The sequence below is a fragment of the Pseudonocardia lutea genome (genome assembly GCF_042658055.1).
GTDB lineage: Bacteria > Actinomycetota > Actinomycetes > Mycobacteriales > Pseudonocardiaceae > Pseudonocardia > Pseudonocardia lutea.
Genome location: NZ_JBHSQK010000018.1, coordinates 64,764 through 85,687, shown reverse-complemented (window position 1 = coordinate 85,687; position 20,924 = coordinate 64,764). Strand labels below are relative to the sequence as shown.

At 74.0% G+C, this 20,924-nt stretch carries 18 protein-coding genes; 6 read left to right on the top strand and 12 right to left on the bottom strand.

Annotated features, from left to right (window positions below; all coding sequences use genetic code 11):
* Positions 1-108: 108 nt before the first annotated feature.
* Both secG and ACFQH9_RS09425 read left to right on the top strand, forming a co-directional pair.
* Positions 109-345, top strand: a complete 237-nt coding sequence (gene secG / locus ACFQH9_RS09430; RefSeq protein ID WP_037038713.1) for a preprotein translocase subunit SecG — start codon at positions 109-111, stop codon at positions 343-345.
* 64 nt (positions 346-409) lie between these two features.
* The gene (locus ACFQH9_RS09425) at positions 410-751 is read left to right on the top strand and encodes an RNA polymerase-binding protein RbpA (RefSeq protein ID WP_379565638.1); all 342 of its coding nucleotides are present in this window, start codon (positions 410-412) and stop codon (positions 749-751) included.
* Positions 752-884: 133 nt separating this feature from the next.
* Here the strand turns inward: ACFQH9_RS09425 and ACFQH9_RS09420 are convergent, their stop codons facing one another.
* Together ACFQH9_RS09420 and ACFQH9_RS09415 are read right to left on the bottom strand one after the other, a co-directional pair.
* Positions 885-4,136: a bifunctional cytochrome P450/NADPH--P450 reductase gene (locus tag ACFQH9_RS09420; protein ID WP_379565547.1), complete on the bottom strand. Its 3,252-nt coding sequence runs from the start codon at positions 4,134-4,136 to the stop codon at positions 885-887.
* On the bottom strand, positions 4,126-4,863 hold the full coding sequence (locus tag ACFQH9_RS09415; protein ID WP_379565546.1) for a hypothetical protein: 738 nt from the start codon (positions 4,861-4,863) through the stop codon (positions 4,126-4,128). Before ACFQH9_RS09415 ends, ACFQH9_RS09420 begins: the two co-directional genes overlap by 11 nt.
* A 237-nt stretch (positions 4,864-5,100) precedes the next feature.
* Between ACFQH9_RS09415 and ACFQH9_RS09410 the strand changes: the two genes are divergently transcribed.
* On the top strand, positions 5,101-6,369 hold the full coding sequence (locus tag ACFQH9_RS09410; protein WP_379565637.1) for a TrpB-like pyridoxal phosphate-dependent enzyme: 1,269 nt from the start codon (positions 5,101-5,103) through the stop codon (positions 6,367-6,369).
* Between the two features lie 100 nt (positions 6,370-6,469).
* On the top strand, positions 6,470-7,600 hold the full coding sequence (locus ACFQH9_RS09405; RefSeq protein ID WP_379565545.1) for a lysylphosphatidylglycerol synthase transmembrane domain-containing protein: 1,131 nt from the start codon (positions 6,470-6,472) through the stop codon (positions 7,598-7,600).
* A gap of 13 nt (positions 7,601-7,613) precedes the next feature.
* On the opposite strand, the gene ACFQH9_RS09400 is transcribed toward ACFQH9_RS09405, so the two are convergent.
* The 3 genes from ACFQH9_RS09400 to ACFQH9_RS09390 all read right to left on the bottom strand — a co-directional run bounded on the left by ACFQH9_RS09400 (position 7,614) and on the right by ACFQH9_RS09390 (position 9,928).
* Entirely contained in the window at positions 7,614-8,072 is a 459-nt protein-coding gene (locus ACFQH9_RS09400; RefSeq protein ID WP_379565544.1) for a rhodanese-like domain-containing protein, read from the bottom strand.
* A gap of 81 nt (positions 8,073-8,153) precedes the next feature.
* Complete coding sequence (gene purT, locus ACFQH9_RS09395) at positions 8,154-9,398, bottom strand: formate-dependent phosphoribosylglycinamide formyltransferase (protein ID WP_379565543.1); 1,245 nt, start codon at positions 9,396-9,398, stop codon at positions 8,154-8,156.
* Between the two features lie 41 nt (positions 9,399-9,439).
* A complete protein-coding gene (locus ACFQH9_RS09390) occupies positions 9,440-9,928 on the bottom strand; it encodes a VOC family protein (protein WP_379565542.1) in 489 nt (162 codons plus the stop codon).
* 117 nt (positions 9,929-10,045) lie between these two features.
* On the opposite strand from ACFQH9_RS09390, the gene ACFQH9_RS09385 reads away from it, so the two are divergent.
* Entirely contained in the window at positions 10,046-10,543 is a 498-nt protein-coding gene (locus ACFQH9_RS09385) for an Lrp/AsnC family transcriptional regulator (protein ID WP_379565541.1), read from the top strand.
* Between the two features lie 103 nt (positions 10,544-10,646).
* Here the strand turns inward: ACFQH9_RS09385 and ACFQH9_RS09380 are convergent, their stop codons facing one another.
* The 7 genes from ACFQH9_RS09380 to tkt form a co-directional block, all read right to left on the bottom strand.
* Complete coding sequence (locus tag ACFQH9_RS09380; protein ID WP_379565540.1) at positions 10,647-11,027, bottom strand: PIN domain-containing protein; 381 nt, start codon at positions 11,025-11,027, stop codon at positions 10,647-10,649.
* Between the two features lie 52 nt (positions 11,028-11,079).
* Positions 11,080-11,865, bottom strand: coding sequence for a 6-phosphogluconolactonase (gene pgl / locus ACFQH9_RS09375; RefSeq protein WP_379565539.1), 786 nt, complete (start codon positions 11,863-11,865; stop codon positions 11,080-11,082).
* Positions 11,862-12,806: a glucose-6-phosphate dehydrogenase assembly protein OpcA gene (opcA, locus tag ACFQH9_RS09370; protein ID WP_379565538.1), complete on the bottom strand. Its 945-nt coding sequence runs from the start codon at positions 12,804-12,806 to the stop codon at positions 11,862-11,864. Before opcA ends, pgl begins: the two co-directional genes overlap by 4 nt.
* Before the next feature lie 61 nt (positions 12,807-12,867).
* Positions 12,868-14,430, bottom strand: coding sequence for a glucose-6-phosphate dehydrogenase (zwf, locus tag ACFQH9_RS09365; protein WP_379565537.1), 1,563 nt, complete (start codon positions 14,428-14,430; stop codon positions 12,868-12,870).
* Positions 14,431-14,502: 72 nt separating this feature from the next.
* Positions 14,503-16,290: a hypothetical protein gene (locus tag ACFQH9_RS09360; protein ID WP_379565536.1), complete on the bottom strand. Its 1,788-nt coding sequence runs from the start codon at positions 16,288-16,290 to the stop codon at positions 14,503-14,505.
* A gap of 24 nt (positions 16,291-16,314) precedes the next feature.
* Positions 16,315-17,427, bottom strand: coding sequence for a transaldolase (gene tal, locus ACFQH9_RS09355; RefSeq protein WP_379565534.1), 1,113 nt, complete (start codon positions 17,425-17,427; stop codon positions 16,315-16,317).
* A 29-nt stretch (positions 17,428-17,456) separates the two neighbouring features.
* Positions 17,457-19,550, bottom strand: a complete 2,094-nt coding sequence (tkt, locus tag ACFQH9_RS09350; protein WP_379565533.1) for a transketolase — start codon at positions 19,548-19,550, stop codon at positions 17,457-17,459.
* Positions 19,551-19,964: 414 nt separating this feature from the next.
* Between tkt and ACFQH9_RS09345 the strand changes: the two genes are divergently transcribed.
* The gene (locus ACFQH9_RS09345) at positions 19,965-20,858 is read left to right on the top strand and encodes a heme o synthase (protein ID WP_379565636.1); all 894 of its coding nucleotides are present in this window, start codon (positions 19,965-19,967) and stop codon (positions 20,856-20,858) included.
* Positions 20,859-20,924: the final 66 nt, after the last annotated feature.

Sequence of the window (20,924 nt, the reverse complement as noted above, 5' to 3'; positions counted from 1 at the left end):
AGCACCCGTCCCCCGCGACCCACGGAACACGGCCCGGGGCGAGCGGGCGAGCGGGGCTGGGTACAGTGGACACCCCTGCCGGGCTTCGAGAGGGCGGATGAGAACGGGATGATCCTGGCACTCCAGATCGTGCTGATCGTGTCCAGCGTCGTGCTGGTGCTGCTGATCCTGCTGCACCGCGGACGCGGCGGCGGGCTGTCGAGCCTCTTCGGCGGCGGCGTCCAGTCGAGCCTCTCGGGGTCGAGCGTCGTCGAGAAGAACCTGGACCGGCTGACGCTGTTCACCGCGGCGATCTGGCTGGTCGCCATCATCGGGACCGGCCTGCTGGTCAAGGTCGGGGCCTGACCCAACGCCCTGCAGTCAACGCCCTGCTGTGCAGTGGCGTCGAGCGGAGGAGAGCACCATGGCGATGTCCGGCGGCAACGCGATCCGGGGTACCCGGGTCGGGGCCGGCCCGATGGGGGAGTCCGAGCGCGGTGAGACCGCCCCCCGCGCGCGGATCCCGTACTTCTGCGCCAACGGGCACGAGACGCGGCCGTCGTTCGCGGCCGACGCGGAGATCCCGGAGTTCTGGGACTGCCCGCGCTGCGGCCTGCCGGCCGGTCGCGAGCAGTCCGCACCGCCCGCGGCGCCGCGCAACGAGCCGTACAAGACGCACCTCGCGTACGTGAAGGAGCGCCGCTCGGACGAGGACGGCGCCGCCATCCTCGAGGAGGCCCTGGCCCGGCTCCGCGCCTCCCGGGAGCTCTGAACCGGAGCGCCGAGCCGGACCTCCCGGCCGGACCCGTCGGACCGGAGCGCCGGACCGACACACGCCGACGGCCCCGCGGATCTCGCGGGGCCGTCGGCGTTCTCCGTGCGTGCCCGGGGCCGTCGTCGCGCCCTCAGCCGGTCCCGCTGCCCCAGATGTCCTCGAGGAACCGGTCGGCGGCGCGCAGCCCGGTGAGCCACGCGTCCGCGTCGGCCTCGGAGGCGCCCGTCCGGTCCCGGAAGACCTGCCGCAGCGCCGCCCGCACCCCGGGGGCGATCGTCGAGGCGTTGCCGCACACGAACACCGCGGCCCCCTGCTGGAGCAGCTCCCACACCTCGTCGGCGTGCTCGAGCAGCGCGTCCTGCACGTACTGCCGCGGGGTGCCGGGACAGCGCGAGTACGCCGGGACGACGTGCACGAGGCCCTGCTCCTCGAGCCCGCGCAGCTCGTCGGCGTAGAGCTCGTCGGAGTCCGGGGCGCGGCAGCCGAAGAACAGCAGCGACCGGCCGACCGTGCGGCCCTCGGCCTGGTCGGCGGCGCGGTCCTGCAGGAACCCCCGGAAGGGGGCGAGCCCGGTCCCGGCCCCGATCATGATCATCGGGGTGGTCGGGTCGGCCGGCGGGCGGAAGGCGATCGTCGGCTTGCGCACGAAGACGAACGCCGTCCCCTGCTCGGGCAGCTCCGAGAGGTGCCCGGAGCAGGTGCCGCGGTACACCCCGGAACCGGAGCGGGCCGGCCCGCGGACGACGCCGACGGTGATGCTGCAGTCCCCGGCGCCCGCCCGCGGCGACGAGGAGATGGAGTAGTACCGCGGGCGCAGCGGCGGCAGCAGGTCGAGGAACTCGGCGAAGGGCAGCGCGCACGAGGGGAACGCCTCGAGCAGGTCGAGCACCGAGCGGTACGGCTCGGCCACCCCGGCCCGGTACCCGTCGCCTGCGAGCGCCTCGAGCTCGGCCCGCTCGCCCGGGTCCGCGGTGTACCGGGCCAGGGTCTCGACGTCCCCGCGGGTCGCCACGTCCTGCAGCTCCACACAGGTGGCGAGCACGCCCAGCAGCGGGGCGGGCTCGTCGATCGGCAGATGGGTCGGCGCCGTGCCCGTCGGGATGATCGTGGCGTACTGCGCGCCGTCGAGGCCGAACCGCGTGATCACCCGCCGGATCGGGTCGATCCCGTTCCGGGGCAGGACGCCGAGGTGGTCGCCCGCCCCGTAGCCGACGCCCTCGGGCAGGGCGATCTGGACGTGCCGGGTCGACCGCTCCGGCGGCTTGCCGTCCTCCCCGAGGATCAGCTCCCGGTTGACGGTGATCTTCGCCGGCCGGGCGCGGTACGACAGCACGACCGGGTTGGTGACCTGGCGGTTCGTCAACGTGACCGTCAGCCGCGGACCCTGCCGCAGCTCCGCGCCCACCTCATCCGGCAGGTCGAGGGACTGCGCGAGATCGGCCCAGAGGCCCGCGTGCCAGTCGCGGTAGGCCGCGTCGAAGTCGCCGCTGGCGTCGCCGCCGCCCCGCGGGTGGACGCGCCGCCCGCCCGCCGCGGCGAGCCCCTCGTCCAGCCGGGTGGGTACCGCCTGGTAGGTCCCGGCCCACTCGCTGTCGCCACAGCCGAAGACCGCGAACGCCGTGCCGGGCGCCCGGGCGTCGGGCCCCTCGAGCCACGCGCAGAACGCCGCCGCGTTGTCGGGCGGGGTGCCGTTGTACGACGAGCTGACCACGATCGCGGCGCCCTTCTCCGGCAGCGCGCCGACGGCGTCGTCGAGCGGGGAGAGGGTGACGTCGAAGCCGCGGGCGGTGCCCTCGCCGGCGAGGGTGGTGGCCAGCGCCTCCGCCGTGCCGAGGTTGGAGCCGAACAGCACCGCGAGCGGGGTGCCGTGCCGCGTCACCAGCGGCTCCGGCGCGGCGACGGGCACGGCCTCGCGGGCCACGGTGGTGCCCGTCCCGTTCGTCGCCGGAGCGGCCTGGAGGGTGCGGCCGGCGCGCGGGCGGACCCGGATCCGGAACTCGTCCGGCTTCACGGTCAGCGTGGTCCTGGTGTGCAGCCGGTAGTCGAGGTGGTCCTCGAGCTCGAAGCGCTGCAGCAGCATCCCGAGCACGAGGGTGGCCTCCTGCAGGGCGAACTGCCGGCCGATGCAGGCCCGCTGCCCGGTGCCGAAGGGCTTGTAGGCGTGCGGCGGGAGCGCGGCGATCTTCTCCGCGGCCATCCGGTCGGGGTCGAAACGTTCGGGGTCCTCCCACACCGTGGTGTCCCGGTGCAGCGCGCCGGCCAGCACGGTGATCGGTGTGCCCGCGGGGATCGCGTACCGGCCGCCGATCACGGTGTCCTCCCGCGGGGTGCGGGTGAAGCCGGGCGCGGTCGGCCACAGCCGCAGCGTCTCGTCGAGCACCTGCCGGACGTACCGCAGCCGGCCGATCTGCTCGAAGGTCGGTGCGGCGGTGTCGCCGAGGATCTCGTCGGCCTCGGCGTGCGCCCGCTCGAGCGCGTCGGGGTTCTTCAGCAGCTCGTAGACCGCGAAGGAGAGCAGGCCCGAGGTGGTCTCGTGGCCGGCGATGAGGAACGTGATGCACTGCGCGCGGATGTTCTCGTCCGGCAGCGACTCGCCGTCGCGGGTGCGGCCGACGAGCATGCGCCCGAGCAGGTCGGTGTTCTCGGCGGCCTCGCCCTCGGCCCGGCGCTCGCGCACCAGCCCCTCGACCAGGTCGCTCATGAAGGTCGCGTCCTCCTCGAGCTGCCGCTGCGCGCGGACCCGCAGGCGGGTCTGGATGGGCAGCTGGCGCTGGCGGCCCTGCGCCTCCGCCAGCACCCGGTTCATGGCCTGGACGAAGGGGTGCGGGGTGTCGCGGTAGAAGGAGTTGAACCGGTAGCCGAACCCGCACAGCGCGATGGTGTCGAGGGTCAGCCGGGTCATGTCGGCCGGGACGTCGACCTCCTCGCCGGGGTTGAGCCGGGCCCACTTCTCCATGAGCTGCTCGCCGATGTCGACCATCCGCGGCACGTAGTCCCGCATCGCGCGCATCGAGAAGGGCGCCATGAGGATCTCGTGCGCCCGGTGCCAGAGCGGGTCGTCGGTCTGGGAGGTGAACAGCCCGTTCCCGATCGGCCCCTCGCTGAGCTGGGCGAGCCCGCCGCCGAGCGCCTTGTCGAAGCGGGCGTCGTCGAAGACCTCCTGGGCGAGCTCGGCGCCGGAGAGGATCAGCCGCGGCCCGCTCGGCATGCTGAGCCGGAAGATCGGGCCGTACTCCTTCGCCATCCGCAGGAAGCCGTCCATCGGGGCGGTGCTGTCGATGTCGAGGAGATTGCCGAGCAGGGGCAACGAGTGCGGGCCCGGCAGCTCGTCGATGCCGACGACATCCTGGGCGCCGGTCGCGGGGCCGGTCTCACTGCTCATCCTTGTCCTCCTTCGTTCGGCCGTCCTCCCGCCCGGGTCGGCGCACCAGGAGCAGGACGCCCAGCACGAGCACCCAGCCGGGGAACACCAGCAGGACCGAGGGATGGAAGGTGGTGCTGACCAGCAGGAACGCTGCGGCCAGGTACGAGACGACGGCGAGCGGCCGGGGGAGCGCACGACCCAGCCCGGTCGTCGTGGTGATCATGAACATGCCCGCGGCGCGGACGCCGTAGACGAAGACCATCGTGAAGCCGATCGTCATCAGCGTGCGGACGACGTCCGGCGGCGGGGGCGCGGCGGAGGAGAAGCGGGTGAGCAGCGCGGCGCCGCCCGCGGTGGCGGTCCCGGCGAACAGCAGGCAGACGAACACGACGCCCGAGGCCAGGTGCAGCCAGTGCGGGATCCGGGCCCACGAACGCGGCGTCACGACCTGCAGGTACGTCCGGGTGGCGACCATGTGCCAGAGGAACGCGATGCCGGCGAACGGCACCACGTACAGCCCGACGGAGACGAGCAGCGAGGCCTGCCCCGAGGTGAAGAAGGCGGTGTACGCCTCGTCGGGGGCGTCGAGGCCCGGGCCCTGCGACACCAGCACCAGCGCGACCACGAAGAGGGCGGCGAACACCACCCCCGACCCGCCGGCGGCACGGGCGAGGGCGACGACCTCGGCGCGGTCGGGTCCGACGGCGGGAGCGGCGTGCGGATCGGGGCGGACCGGTGCAGGCATGGCGTCTCCCGCGGCAGCGCCGGCCGCGACCCCGCCGGGCACGTCGCCCGACCGGCCGTCGCGACCGCGCGGCCCTGCTGTCCGGGCGATGCTTGGCCCGCCGCCGCGGGACGGTCAAGGACCGTTGGGCCCGATTCGGCCGCCCCGCCCCCACGATCGCCACCGCGGCGACGTGCGTACGCAGGTCCGTCCGGCCCAGCCGGAGGGCCCTTCCACGCCGCGTGCGTGATCGCTAGCCTGCGCGCCATGACTCGCTGGACGCTGCCGCCCGACCGGATCCCGAGCGCCTGGTTCAACGTGGCGCCGCACCTGCCGGAGCCGGTGGACCCGCCGCTGCACCCGGGCACGCGCGAGCCGGTCGGCCCGGCGGATCTCGCGCCGCTGTTCCCGATGGAGCTGATCGGGCAGGAGGTCTCCACGGCGCCCTGGATCGACGTGCCGGGCGAGGTCCTGGACATCCTGCGGCTGTGGCGGCCCACCCCGCTGGTGCGCGCGGAGCGGCTGGAGAGAGTGCTCGGCACGCCCGCGCGGATCTACTTCAAGGACGAGTCCGGCTCGCCGTCGGGCAGCCACAAGACCAACACCGCCGTGCCCCAGGCGTTCTACAACGCCAAGGAGGGCATCACCCGTCTCACCACGGAGACCGGGGCCGGGCAGTGGGGCACCGCGCTGTCCTACGCCGCCGCGCAGTACGGCCTGGAGCTGCAGGTCTACATGGTCCGCGCCTCGTACGAGCAGAAGCCGTACCGCCGGATCGCGATGGAGACCTGGGGCGGCTCGGTGGTCCCGTCCCCGGTGGACGAGCCCGGCCACCCCGGCTCGCTCGGCGCCGCGATCTCCGACGCCGTGCGGGACTGCGTGGGTCGCGAGGACACGCACTACGCGCTGGGCTCGGTGCTCAACCACGTCCTGCTGCACCAGACCGTGATCGGGCTCGAGGCCAAGGAGCAGCTGGAGCTGGCGGGCGAGCGGCTGCCGGACGTCGTTCTCGCCTCCTGCGGCGGCGGCTCCAACCTGGGTGGGATCACGTTCCCGTTCGTGCCGGACGAGGGCGTGCGACTGCTCGCCGTCGAGCCGCTGTCCTGCCCGACCCTGACCCGGGGCCGGTTCGAGTACGACTTCGGGGACGTCGCCGGGCTGACCCCGCTGATGCCCATGTACACCCTCGGGCACGACTTCGTGCCGCCGTCCATCCACGCCGGCGGGCTGCGTTACCACGGCGACTCGCCGCTGGTGTCCGCGCTGGTCAAGGCGGGTCGGATGGAGGCGGTGGCCTACCCGCAGGGCAAGGTGTTCGAGGCGGCGGTGCAGTTCGCCACGGTCGAGGGCAAGATCCCGGCGCCCGAGTGCGCGCACGCGATCCGCGCCGCGATCGACGAGGCGTTGGCCGCCAAGGAGACCGGGGAGGAGAAGGTCATCCTCTTCAACTACAGCGGACACGGCTTCCTCGACCTGTCGGCCTACGACGATCACAACAACGGTCGGCTGCCGGAGGAGCAGGGCTGATCCCGGCGCCGGATCAGCCGCCGAGTCGGACACCGGGAGCGCGAATTCCTGTTCCGGGCGGGGACTAGCCTGGGTTCGGGAGCGAGCACCGGGAGGGACGATGGCGGCGGGACGGCTGCGCTCGGCGGTGTCCGCGGCCGTGTCCTGGCCGTTGCGGCACGTCAAGACGGTGCTGCACTGGATCCTGGTGGCCGCCGCGCTGGGCTACATCGCCTGGCAGCTGCCGGAGATGGTCCGGGCGGTCCGCGAGGCGGGGGATCCGCTGTCCCACCTCCGGCCGGGCTGGCTCGGGCTCGCCGTGCTGCTCGCCGTGGCCGCCCTCGTCCTCTACGGCGAGCTGCACCGGGTGATGCTCGCGATCGGCGGGGCCCGGGTGCCGGGTCGCACGGTGCAGGCCATCACCTTCGCCGAGAACGCGATCGCCAACACCGTCCCGGTCGTGGGCGGGGCCGGTGCGCTGGCCTACTCCATCGCCCGGCTCCGCAGCCGCGGGGTCGACGCCGCGCTGGCCTCCTGGTCGGTGTTCCTGCCCGGCGCCCTGTCCACGATCGTGCTGCTGGTCGGGGCGGTCTTCGTCGTGGCGGCGGCCGGCTGGATGCCGATGTGGCTGGCCGTGCTGGTCGGCGCGGCGATCACGATCGGGACGATGGGGTTCTGGTCGGTGCTCACGCACGCCTCCGTGCTGCACCGGATCCTGCTCGGCCTCGTGCACCTGTGGCGCCGGGTGCCGGGCGTGTGCCACGACTGCCGCAACAGCTGGGCGTCGGACCCGGAGGCCACGGCGAACCGGCTGGCCGAGCGCATCAACATCCTGCACCCGACGCCCCTGCAGTGGCTGCTGCTCGCCGGCACCGCCCTCGCCAGCTGGGCCGCGGACTTCCTCGCCCTGCACGCCTGCTCCGTCGCGCTGGGGCTCGACGCCCGGTGGGAGACCCTCGCACTCGGCTTCCTCGTCGTGCAGCTCAGCATCGCGCTGCAGGTCCTGCCGGGCGGCGCCGGGCTGGCGGAGACCGGGCTGCTGGGCGTGCTGCTCGCCGCGGGCGCCCCGGCCGCGCCGGCCGCGGCGACCGTGCTGGTCTACCGGCTGATCACCTGGTTGGGGCTGTCGGTGGCCGGGTGGGTCGTCTACGCCGTGCAGATCCACCTCACCCCGCCGCACTGGCACCGGCACCGGGCCGCCGCGACGGAGGAGGAGCACGGACTCCCACCCGGCACGGTGCCCGGCACCTGAGTGGGGGGCCGGGTCAGCAGCCGCAGGGCGCGGTGAGCGGGTCCGGCTCGGCCCGGCAGGCTCCCGCGACGGTCTCCACCGGGAAGCCCTCGCGGATCCAGTACTCGATCCCGCCGAGCATCTCCTTGACCCGGAAGCCGGCGCGGGCCAGGGCGAGCGCGCCGCGCGTGGCGCCGTCGCAGCCGGGACCCCAGCAGTAGGTCACGACGGGGACGGCCGGGTCGAGGTCCCCGGGGAGCCCGGCGTGCGGGCGGTGCACCGCGCCCGGCACGTGCCCCTGGTCCCACGCCGCGCGGCTCCGCGTGTCGACCAGCACGAACCCGGGTTCGCGGTCCGGTTCGCCGGCGAGGGCGGCGTGCACGTCGGCGACGTCGGTGAAGCAGGCCAGCCGCGCCGCGAAGAAGGCCGCCGCCTCGGAGGGGGCGGCGGGCGGGGTGGCGAGGACGGGCGAAACCGGTGAGGTGAGGGTCATGTCCGGGACGCTAAGCGCGGCCGGCCGTCGGGAGAAGGCAGGATCCACGGCCCCCACGTACTTCTACCGTGGATTCGACGGTCAATCGGCGACGACGCTGATCAGTCGAGCGGCCTCGGCAGCACGCGAGCGGGCGGTCTCGACGTCGTCGGCTGCGGCGACCACGACGCCCATCCGGCGCTTCGCGAAGCTCTCGGGCTTGCCGAACAACCGGAGGTCCGTGCCCGGGACGGCCAGCGCGGCGTCGACCCCCTCGAACGCGACCGCCTTCGCGTCCACCCCGCCGTAGAGCACGGCCGAGGCCCCGGGCGAGCGCAGGGCGACGTCGACCGGCAGGCCCAGGACCGCGCGGGCGTGCAGCTCGAACTCGGAGAGCCGCTGGGTCGCCAGCGTGACCAGCCCCGTGTCGTGCGGGCGCGGCGAGACCTCGGAGAACAGCACCTCGTCGCCGCGCACGAACAACTCCACGCCGAAGATCCCGCGGCCGCCGAGGGCCTCGGTGATGCGCCCGGCCACCTCGCGGGCCCCGGCGAGCGCCGCCTCGGACATCGCCTGCGGCTGCCAGGACTCGACGTAGTCGCCGTCGCGCTGGACGTGCCCGATGGGGTCGCAGAAGTGCGTCCCGGTCGTCCCGTCCGGCCCGGCCGCGCGCACGGTCAGCTGGGTGATCTCGTAGTCGAAGTCGACGAACCCCTCGACGATCACGCGGGTCCCCGCGACGCGGCCGCCGGCCATCGCGTGGTCCCACGCCGGCTGCAGGTCCGCCGCGGAGCGCAGCACGGACTGCCCCTTGCCCGACGACGACATCACCGGCTTGAGCACGCACGGGTAGCCGATGCCGCCCCCGGCGCCGCCGGTACCACCACCGGGGCCGCCCTCGATCGCCGCGCGGACCTCGTCGGGCGAGTCGGCGAACGCGTACGGCGAGGTGGGGAGGCCCAGCTCCTCGGCGGCGAGCCGGCGGATGCCCTCGCGGTCCATGGTCAGCCGGGTGGCGCGCGCGGTCGGGACCACCGTGGAGGTGCCGGCCTCCTCGACGGCCAGCAGGGCGCTGGTCGCGATCGCCTCGATCTCGGGGATCACGTAGTGCGGCTGCTCCTGCTCGATCAGCGCCGTGAGGGCGACCGGGTCGGTCATGTCGACCGTGTGGGCGCGGTGCGCGACCTGGTGGCCGGGCGCGTCCGGGTACCGGTCGACCGCCACGACCTCGACCCCGAGGCGCTGGAAGGCGACCACGACCTCCTTCCCGAGCTCGCCGGCGCCGAGCAGCATGACGCGGGTCGCGGAGGGGGAGAGCGGGGTGCCGAGACGCACGTGGCCGGTCATGGCGCCAGCTTAGGTTCCGCGCGGATCGGCACCCCCACCCGTCAGGCGTCCGCGGTCTCGCCGAGGTACGCCTTGCGCATCGCCTCGACGTCCGGCTTGCCGAACTGGGAGAGCATGGCCTGCATCGTCCGGTTGGCCTTCGCGGGATCGGGGTCCTTCATCCACTCCTCGGCCTCGAGCGACACGACCTGCCACGAGACGCCGAACCTGTCCTTGAGCCAGCCGCACGGCTGGGGCTCGCCGCCCTCGACGAGGGCGGCCCAGTACCGGTCGATCTCCTCGGTGCTCTCGCAGGGCACCACGAACGAGATCGCCTCGCTGTGCGGGAACTGCGGCCCGCCGTTCAGCCCGGCGAAGTCCCGGCCGTCGAGGCTGAAGTACACGATCATGACCTCGCCGGCGGGCCCGGGCGCGCCCTCCGGGTAGTACTGGATCTCGGTGATCTCCGAGTTCGGGAACACGGAGGTGTAGAACTCCGCGGCCTGCTGCGCCTGACCGTCGAACCACAGGCAGGTGGTGATCGGCTTCATCGGGGACTCCTCGTGCTCGGATCGTGGTGCGGATCAGGTGCAGGGGAGACCGCGCCGATCGGACGAACTCGTCGGTGCGCGGACGGCGGCCGTGGATTCGACGGCTAGGGTGCCGGTATGGGCGCGGATTCCCTCGACGACACGGACTGGCGCCTGCTGGAAGCGCTGCAGCGCGACGGGCGGGCGAGCTACGCCGACCTGGGGCGGCTCGTCGGGCTGTCGCCCAGCGCCGTCACCGAGCGGGTCCGGCGGCTCGAGGAGACCGGCGTGATCACCGGCTACGGGTGCGAGGTCGACCCCGAGAAGCTCGGGCTGCCGATCATGGCGCTGGTGCGGCTGCGCTACCCGAGCGGCAACTACACGCCCTTCCGCGACCTGCTCGCCACCACGCCGGAGATCATCGAGGCGCACCACGTGACGGGGGAGGACTGCTTCGTGCTCACCGTCCGCACCCGCACCATGCGGCACCTGGAGGAGGTCACCGGGCGAATCGCCGGGCTCGGCGGGGTCACCACCAGCGTCGTCTACTCGAGCCCGCTGCCGCGCCGGTCGGTGGTGGCGGGCGCGGTGCACGCCCGCGCCGCCGCGGCCGCCCGCTCGCCCCGCCGCCGCTAGCACCAGGGCACCCTGATGCGCATCTTCCCGCCCCCGAGACGCGACACGGAACCACAACGCGGAAATCCAGCCGGCTGGGACGCGTCAGGGAACCATGGTGCGATCAGGGGTCGAGGAGGGCGAGCAGGGCGCCGGGCTTCACCGTGCGCGCGCCGACGGCGTGCAGGAGCCGGGTGAGCTCGCGGTCGGCGGTGACCACACAGACGTGCTCGTCCCGCTCACCGAGGTCGTGGGCGAGCTCGACCATCGCCGAGTCCCCGTCCCGCGGTGCGCGCAGCACGGCGAGGTCCTCGGGGACCTCCGCCCGCCTGGCCGCGCCCTCCAGCACCAGCAGGACCCGGTCGCCGAGCGGGCCCAGCGACCCCGCCCGCTGCGCCTCGGCGAGCTGCGCGGCGAGCCGGCCCGCCGCACCCGCCCGGTCGCGCCACCAGCCGTCCGGCCGGGAGCCGACCACATTGGCGCCGTCGACGATCAGGTGCCGCACGGGGCCGTTCCCGGAGGGCGGGGACCGTGCGAGCGACCCGCCCGGCAGGCGCTCACGGGTTGCGGAGGTCCTTCGGCAGCTTCGACGCCGACGCGCGGTCCAGCAGCCAGCGGGTGCGCAACCGGCCGCGGGCGCCGGCGACGGGGATCGCGACCTCGCCCGCCCCGCCGAGCGCCATGCTGACCGCCGCGGCCTTCTCCTCGCCGGCCGTCACGATCCACACCTCCTGCGAGGTCCGGATGGCCGGCAGGGTCAGCGAGACCCGCGTCGGCGGGGGCTTCGGGCAGTTGTAGACCGGCACCACGGTCCGCTCGGTCTCGTAGACCGCCGGCGACTCCGGGAAGACCGACGCCGTGTGCCCCTCGCCGCCCATGCCGAGCAGCATGATCTCGAACGCCGGCACGTCCCCGTGGTCCTCGGGCCGCGCCTTGCGGGCGAGCAGGTCCGCATACTCGGCCGCGGCCTCGTCGGCGCCCGAGGGCCCGGTCCCGACGTCGGCGCCCATCGGGTAGACGAGCGACGGGTCGACGTCGACGTGGTCGAGCAGCGCCTCGCGGGCCTGGGTCTCGTTGCGCTCCGGGTCGCCGGCGGCCAGGAACCGCTCGTCGCCCCAGTAGAACTCGACGCGCGACCAGTCCACCGCCGCCCGCGCCGGCGAGTCCCGGATGTGCGCGAGCAGCTTGGTGCCCACCCCGCCGCCGGTCAGCACCAGCCGCGGGATGCTCCCGGTGGCCTGCAGGTCGACGAGCCGGGTGACCAGCCGGGCCGCCGTGGCCGCGGCCAGCACGTCCGCGTCGGTGTGGATCGCGATCTCGGGGGTGGCGCCGCTCGGGGTCACACCTGCACCGCCGTCCGGCCGCGGGAGATGTTCTCGACGCCGGCGAGGGCCTCGCCGTAGGTGTCGTCCGGGTCGAGCCGGCGCAGCTCCTCGGCGAGGCAGTCCGGCACCCCCCGGCGGGCCAGGGCGATCATGCGGTCCGGCTGGCCGGGCTGCGACAGGGTGGCCGTCTTGCCGTCCGGGCGGATCAGCTCGATCGCGCCCGACGACCGGGTGAGCCGCACCAGCGACATGCCCTGCCCGCGGGAGGCGGGGGAGCGCTTGACCTTCACCCCCAGCCGGGTGACCAGCCAGCCCGCGAGCAGGTCGGTCGACGGGGAGACCTGCTCGCCCGCGACCAGCGCTCCGGTGACCTCGTCGTGCGGCGGGAAGTCCAGCGCCGCGGCCAGCAGCGCGCGCCACTGGGTCAGGCGGGTCCAGGTGAGGTCGGTGTCGCCGGCGACGTGGTGCGCCCGGCGCTGCTCGAAGGACCTGAGCGGGTTCTTCGACGACAGCGCGTCCGTGATGCGGCGCTGCGCGAGCTGCCCGATCGGGTCCTCGGCCGGCACCGCCGGGGCCTCCTCGGGCCACCAGGCGACGACCGGGGCGTCGGGCAGCAGCAGCGGCGTGACCATGCCGGCCCCCGCCTCGCCGCCCGCCAGCGCGCCGTAGCCGCGCAGCACGATGACCTCGCTGGCCCCGGCGTCGCCGCCGACCCGGATCTGCGCGTCCAGCCGCGCGGCGGCCTTGCGCTGCCCGCGGGCCAGGACGATCACGCGGCAGGGGTGCTCGCGGCTGGCGGTGTTGGCCGCCTCGATGGCGCTCTCGATCGCGGCGCCGTCGTCCGTGACGACGACGAGGGTCAGCACCCGGCCGAGGGCGAGCACGCCGCCGCGCTCGCGCAGCTCGACGAGCTTCTTGTTCACCACCGAGGTGGTGCTCGACGGCAGGTCGACGATCATGTCCTCGGGCTCCTCGTGCTCAGGGGCTGGGCCGGTGCGGCGGGTGCGGCCGGGCGCACGCTCACGGCCGGCGCCAGCTGCGGCCGGTGCGGGCGAGCATCTCGTTGGCCTGGTCGGGGCCCCAGCTGCCGGCCGCGTACGGCGGCGGGCCCTCGGGCAGCGAGTGCCAGTAGTCGATCACCGGGTCGAGGATCTCCCACGACCGCTCGACCTCCTCGTTCACCGGGAACAGCGAGGGCTCGCCGAGCAGCACGTCGAGGATCAGCCGCTCGTAGGCCTCCGGGGAGGCCTCGGTGAAGGCGGTGCCGTAGCCGAAGTCCATCGTGACGTCCCGGACCTCCATCTGGCTGCCCGGCACCTTGGACCCGAACCGCATGGTCACGCCCTCGTCCGGCTGCACCCGGATGACCAGCGCGTTCTGCCCCAGCTCCTCGGTCATCGTGGAGTCGAAGGGCAGGTGCGGCGCGCGCTTGAAGATCACCGCGATCTCGGTGACCCGGCGGCCCAGCCGCTTGCCGGTGCGCAGGTAGAACGGCACGCCGGCCCAGCGCCGGGTCTCGATCGCGCAGGTGATCGCGGCGAAGGTCTCGGTGGTGGAGTTCGGGTCGTAGCCCTCCTCCTCCTTGAGGCCGCGGACCAGCTCGCCGCCCTGCCAGCCGCCGCTGTACTGGCCGCGCGCGGTGGTCTCCGACAGCGGGTGCACCAGCTTGGTCGCCCGCAGCACCTTGATCTTCTCGCTGCGCAGCTCGTCGGAGGAGAAGGAGGTCGGCTCCTCCATCGCCGTGAACGCGAGCAGCTGCAGCAGGTGGTTCTGGATGACGTCCCGGGCCGCGCCGATGCCGTCGTAGTAGCCCGCGCGCCCGCCCAGGCCGATGTCCTCGGCCATGGTGATCTGCACGTGGTCGACGTAGTTGGCGTTCCAGATCGGCTCGAACAGCTGGTTGGCGAAGCGCAGCGCCAGGACGTTCTGCACCGTCTCCTTGCCGAGGTAGTGGTCGATCCGGAAGACCGAGTCCTCGGGGAAGACGTCGTTGACGATCGCGTTGAGCTCCTTGGCCGACTGGAGGTCGTGGCCGAAGGGCTTCTCGATGACGACGCGGCGCCACTGGTCGTCGTTCTGCGCGGACAGCCCCGAGCGCGCGAGCTGCTTGCACACGACGGGGAAGGCCGACGGCGGGATCGACAGGTAGAAGGCGTGGTTGCCGCCGGTGCCGCGAACCCGGTCGAGGTCGCGCACGGTCTGCTCGAGCCGGTCGAAGGCGTCGTCGTCGTCGAAGGACCCCTGCACGAACCGGAAGCCCTCCGCGAGCCGGTCCCACACCTCCTGGCGGAACGGCGTGCGCGCGTGCTGCTTCACGGCCTCGTACACGACCTGGCCGAAGTCCTGCTCGTCCCAGTCGCGGCGGGCGAAGCCGGTGAGCGCGAAGCCCGGCGGCAGCAGCCCCCGGTTCGCCAGGTCGTAGATGGCCGGCATGAGCTTCTTGCGCGACAGGTCGCCGGTCACCCCGAAGATCACCAGCCCGCACGGGCCGGCGATGCGCGGGAGCCGCTTGTCGCGGGGATCCCGCAGCGGGTTCACCCAGTTCGCGGTGCTCGCCGGGATGCCCTTGGTCCCGCTGGTCATGACACGCTCCGTCTCTCGGCTGGTCTCGGCTGGTCTCGGCTCGTTCGGTCGGCCCGCAGGGGCCGACCCGGTTCAGTCGGCCCCGGTCCCGCGGTGCGGGCTCAGTCCCTGGATCGCGTGGGCGAGCGAGACCAGCCCGGCCACCCGGTCGGTGAGGTGCAGCCGCAGCACGGGCACGCCCCGCGCCGCGACGTCGGCCGCGACGCCGCCTGCCTCGGTCAGCGCCAGACTAGCCAGGGCGGGCCCCGGGTCGGGAACGAGATCGTCCGGCGGGTCGCCCGTGACCAGGCACAGCGCACCCGGTCGGGGGGCGTCCCGGCGGAACGGGGCCAGCACGCCGCGGTCCCGCGGGCCCCACCCGAAGGTCACGGGCAGGCCCGCGCGGCGGGCGAGCTCGCCGCGCAGCACGGCGAGGGAGGCGTCGTCGACGGGGTCCAGCCACACCGACACCGCCAGGTGCCCGCCGGGTGGGACGGCCGCGACCAGGGCCCGCAGCGCGGCCGCCGGGCCGCTGTCCCCGGACGGCACGAGCGACGCCGCGGCGTGGACGTCGACGAGCCCGTCGGAGCCCCGCAGCCCGAGCGGTTCGGGCGTGGCGCTCCCGGTCGCCCCCGCCGGCCCGGGCGGGGCCGGCGTCGTGCTCGTCGCGGGGGCGTCGGGACCGAACGCCTCGCCGTCGAGCAGGCGGGCGGCGGCCGCCGCGGCGTACTGCCACAGCAGCAGCTCGGCGCCCAGCGGCCCGCCGGTACGGACGACCTCGTCGGCGAGGTCCGCGGCCTCGTCCCCGTCGCCGGGATCGTCGGGCTCGGCACCGGCCTCGTCGGGCTCCGCCCCGGTGACCCGGGCGAGCAGCGCGTCGACCGTCGGCTCGACCTCCCGGCCGGCGGCGAGGAGCCCGGACAGGTCGTCGGGCGCCGCGTCGGGGTGCCGCGCGGCCGCGGGCGCCAGCGTGGGGCCGGTGGGCAGCCCGTCGGGGTCGGTGTCGTCGACGAGCACCGGCGCGCCCCCGGCCGCGGCGATCAGCGCCGCCACCCACTCCGCCAGGGCCGGCGGCCCCTCGGCGGGATCGAGGCGGACCGCACCCGCGCCGACGGCGACGAGCACCCCCGCCAGCTCCAGCGCGGGGTTCCCCGCCTCGTCGGCGGAGAGCAGCTCGGCCACGGCCCGGGCGTCGTCGAGGACCTCGCCGATCGGCGCCCCGGCCAGCCCGGCCGGCACCAGCCCGGGCGCCCCGAGGAGCGACCAGGCGCCGGGGACGTCCCGCTCGGTCGTGATCACCACGGACCCGGCGGCGCGGGCGGTCTCGTCGAGCGGTGAGCCGGCCTCGGTCAGTACCACCGTGCGCTCGGCGGCCCGGCGGGGGCCGACCTCCTCGGCGACCGCCGCGGCGAGCAGCTCGTGCACCGTGGCGATCCAGGGCGTGTCGCCCGCGGGATCGGTGACGACGAGCACGGTGCCGCTCAGGTCGGCGGCGAGGGCGTGCGACACGGCACCCGGATCGGGGGAGTCGAGCACCTGCAGCAGGCCCGACCCGCCGGCGAGGACCTGGGCGCCGAGGGTCCAGCGCGCGTCGCCGACGAGCAGCACGCGGGCCGCGCCCTCGACCCGGAACGCCTCGCGCAGCGCGTCGACCTGGCCGACGAGCGGGCGGGAGGTGCGCGGCAGCGCCGCCCAGCCCAGCCCGTCGCCGGCGGCCGGACCCCACGCGGACGGGTCCGCGTCGGTGATCCGGGACGCGACGACGTCCGTGGCCAGCGCGGCGGCGATCCGCCGGGCCTGACGGGCGAGCGGTCCGGGGGCGGGACGGGAACCGCCGCCGAGCTCCACGACGGGGAGCCCGACGGCGGGTCGCGAGGTCACGGGGGTGAGCCTCCTGCGATCGGACTACTTGGCGGCGTCGAGCTGCTCCTGCACCGACTCCTGCAGCTCGGACCAGGACTTCTCGAACTTGTCGACGCCCTCGTTCTCGAGGGTGAGGAAGACGTCCGTGAGGTCGATGCCGACCCGCTCGAGGTCGTCGAACACCTGCTGCGCCTCGGCGGCGGTGCCGGTGACCTTGTCGCCCTCGACCTCGCCGTGGTCGGCGAAGGCCCGGAGCGTCTTCTCCGGCATCGTGTTGACCACGTTCGGGACCACGAGCTCGGTCACGTACAGCGTGTCCGGGTACTCGGGGTTCTTCACGCCGGTCGAGGCCCACAGCGGCCGCTGCCGCCGGGCGCCCTTGGCCTCCAGCGCGGCCCAGCGGTCGGAGCCGAAGACCTCCTCGTAGGCGGCGTAGGCCAGGCGCGAGTTCGCGACGCCCGCCCTGCCCTTGAGGGCCTTCGCCTCGTCCGTGCCGATCCCGTCGAGCCGCTTGTCGATCTCGGTGTCCACCCGGGACACGAAGAACGAGGCGACGGACGCGATCCGGGAGAGCTCCTGGCCGTTCTTCTCGGCCTGCTCCAGGCCCGCCAGGAACGCGTCCATCACGGCCCGGTACCGCTCGACCGAGAAGATCAGGGTGACGTTGACGCTCACGCCCTCGGCCAACGCGCGGGTGATGGCCGGCAGGCCGGCCTCGGTGGCCGGGATCTTGACCAGCAGGTTCGGCCGGTCCACGGCCTTCCACAGGTCGAGGGCCTGCGCCACGGTGGCCTCGGTGTCGCGGGCCAGCGAGGGGTCGACCTCGAGCGACACGCGCCCGTCGATCCCCTGGGTGGCCTCCCAGGTGCCGCTGAAGACGTCGCAGGCCTGCTGGACGTCGGACACGGTGATCTCGCGGATCGAGGCGGCGACGTCCGCGCCGCGGCCCGCCAGCTCGTTCACCTGGGTGTTGTAGGACGCGCTGTCCTTGAGCGCGGCCGCGAAGATGGTCGGGTTGGTGGTGACGCCGACGACGTTCCAGTCGCTGATCAGCTCGGCCAGGTTGCCGGAGGTGAGCCGCTCCCGGGACAGGTCGTCGAGCCAGATCGAGACGCCCGCCTCGGACAGCGCGGCGAGCCGTTCGTGGGTGCTCATTGCCGGTACTCCTTCTTCAGGTGGCGGGTTCAGGACTTGCCGAGGCTCGCCCGGGCCGCGTCGACGACGGCCTCGGGCGTGAAGCCGAACTTCTCGAACAGGGTGGCCGCGTCGGCGCTGGCCCCGAAGTGCTCGATGCTCACGATCCGCCCGGCGTCGCCGACGAACCGGTACCACGGCATCGCGATGCCGGCCTCGACCGCGACCCGTGCCTTCACCGACGGCGGGAGCACGGAGTCGCGGTACGCGGCGTCCTGCGCGTCGAACCATTCCACGCAGGGCATGGACACCACACGGGTGGGAACGCCCTCCGCCTCCAGCGTCTTCCGCGCGGCGACGGCCAGCTGGACCTCGGACCCTGTGCCGATGATCACGACCTGCGGTGCGCCGTCGGACGCGTCGGCCAGGACGTAGCCGCCCTTCTTGACGCCCTCGGCCGAGGTGCCCTCCAGCACCGGCACGTTCTGCCGGGTCAGCGCGAGGCCGACCGGGCCGTCCTGCCACTCGAGCGTGGCCTTCCACGCGGCGGCGGTCTCGTTCGCGTCGGCCGGGCGGACCATCGACAGGTTCGGGATGGCGCGCAGCGCGGCCAGGTGCTCGATCGGCTGGTGCGTCGGGCCGTCCTCGCCCAGGCCGATCGAGTCGTGCGTCCAGACGAAGACGGCGGCGCTCTTCATCAGCGCACCCAGCCGCACCGCGCCGCGCATGTAGTCGCTGAACTGCAGGAACGTGCCGCCGTAGGGGCGGGTGGGGCCGTGCAGGGCGATGCCGTTGAGGATCGCTCCCATCGCGTGCTCGCGGACGCCGAAGTGCAGCGTGCGGCCGTACGGCGTGGCGTTCCACATCTTGGTGGCGGCGTCCTTGGGGCCGAACGAGTCGGCGCCCTCCATGGTGGTGTTGTTGCTCTCGGCCAGGTCGGCCGAGCCGCCCCACAGCTCGGGCAGCACGGGGGCGAGGGCCTTGAGCACCTCGCCCGACGCCTTGCGCGTGGCGATGCCCTTGGGGTCCGGCTCCCAGGTGGGCAGGGCGTCGGCCCAGCCCTCGGGCAGGGCGTTGGCCAGCAGCCGGTCGAACAGCTGCTTGCGCTCCGGCTCGCGCATGGCCCAGTCGTCGAACGCGTTGCGCCAGTGGTCGATGGCACCGCCCTGCCGCTCGCCCACCGACCGGGTGTGCTCGAGCACCTCGGGCTCGATCTGGAAGCTCTTGTCCGGGTCGAAGCCGAGGATGCGCTTGACCTCGGCGACCTCGTCGGCGCCCAGCGCGGCGCCGTGCGCCTTGCCGGTGTTCATCTTGGTGGGCGCCGGGTAGCCGATGACCGTCCGGAGCAGGATGAACGACGGCCGGCCGGTCTCGGCCTTGGCCTTCTCGATCGCCTCGAGGATCCCGCTGACGTTCTCGCCGCCCTCGACGACCTGCACGTGCCAGCCGTAGGCCTCGTAGCGCATCGCGGTGTCCTCGGACAGCGCGATGGTGGTGTCGTCCTCGATGGAGATCTTGTTGTCGTCGTAGAAGACGATGAGGTTGCCCAGCTCCTGGCGGCCCGCGATCGACGAGGCCTCGCTGGTGATGCCCTCCTCGATGTCCCCGTCCGAGGCGATGACGTAGATGAAGTGGTCGAACGGGGAGGCGCCCTCGGGGGTGTCCGGGTCGAACAGGCCGCGCTCGCGGCGCGAGGCGATCGCCATGCCGACCGCGGAGGCCAGGCCCTGGCCGAGCGGCCCCGTCGTCATCTCGACGCCGTTCGGGGTGGCCTCCAGCTCCGGGTGGCCCGGCGTCTTGGAGCCCCAGGTCCGCAGCGCCGCCAGGTCCTCCATCTCCATGCCGTAGCCCGCGAGGAAGAGCTGGATGTAGAGGGTGAGGCTGGAGTGGCCGGCGGAGAGGACGAAGCGGTCGCGCCCGACCCAGCCCGGGTCGGTGGGGTCGTGCCGCATGACGCGCTGGTAGAGGAGGTAGGCGAGCGGCGCCAGGCTCATGGCCGTGCCCGGGTGGCCGCTGCCGCACTTCTGCACGGCGTCGGCGGCCAGCACGCGGATCGTGTCGACGGCGCGCCTGTCCAGATCGGACCAGTCGTCCGGAACGTGCGCCGTGGTCAGTGCCTCGATCTCGGACTCCGTTACAGACACGCCTGAAGCTCCTGTCCTCGTGGGTGGGGGCGCCGACCTACCCGGTGGGGGCCGTCTTCATTCCTCTGTCCCCCGCGTCCGCCACGACGTCGGCGGCGTGGACCGGTCGGCGCGTCCGGCTCGACCCCGGACTCTAGCGGCCGGGGGCCCGACGCCGCCCGATCCTGCGTCGACCGGACACCGACCGGACTACCCCGGGACCCCCGGCCGCATTCCACCGGTTAGCATCGACGCGTTGTAGAAGTCGGTCCGTGGGCTGTGGGTTCGATACGGGCCGGTGGACGCGGCACCACCACAGTCCGTCGGCGAGCGAGGTAGCAACTGGTGAGCGCACCCGTCTCACACCGGGGAGCGGCCGAGAGGCCCGACCGGACGGGATCCCCGGGGCCGGCGGCACCGGCGCCGGGCCGCGGCCTGCTCGCCCGGTTCCGGGACACGGCTCGCGCCTACCTCGGGCTCACGAAGACCCGCATCATCGAGCAGCTGCTCGTGGTCACCGTGCCGGCGATGATCCTGGCCGAGCGCGCGATCCCGTCCGTGTGGCTGATCCTGGCCACGCTCGTCGGCGGGGCGATGGCGGCGGCCAGCGCGCACGCGCTCAACTGCGTGGTCGACGCCGACATCGACGCCAAGATGAAGCGCACGGCGCGCCGGCCCACGGCGCGCGGCGAGGTGCCCCGGCGCAACGCCCTGATCTTCGGCCTGGTGCTCGGTGCGTTGTCGGCGGCGTGGCTCTGGGCCACCACGAACCTGCTGTCCGCGCTGCTGTCGGTGGCGGCGATCGCGTTCTACGTGCTCGTGTACACGCTGGTGCTCAAGCGGCGGACCTCGCAGAACATCGTGTGGGGCGGCGCCGCGGGCTGCATGCCGGTGGTCATCGGCTGGTCGGCGGTCACGGGCACGGTCGGCTGGCCCGCCCTGGTGATGTTCGGTGTGATCTTCTTCTGGACCCCGCCGCACTTCTGGGCGCTGGCCATGAAGTACAAGGACGACTACGCCGCGGCCGAGGTGCCGATGCTCCCGGTCGTGGCCACGCCGCGGCAGGTGTCGGTCCGGATCGTCGCCTACTCGTGGGTGATGGCGGCCTGGACCTTCCTGCTGCTGCCGGTCACGTCGTGGATCTACGCCGCGTTCGCGCTGGTCGGCGGGGTCTACTTCGTGGTCACCGCGCACCGGCTGCACGCCGGTGTGAAGGCCGGCCGGGAGGTGGCGCCCATGCGGCTGTTCCACCTCTCCAACCTCTACCTCTGCGGCCTCTTCCTGGCCCTCGCCGTCGACGCCGCGATCGGCCTGCCCACCGTCTTCTGACGCGCGAGTCGGCACTGTCCGTCCACCGAACCCCACATCCCCGTCGCCCGGGATGTGGGGTTCGGT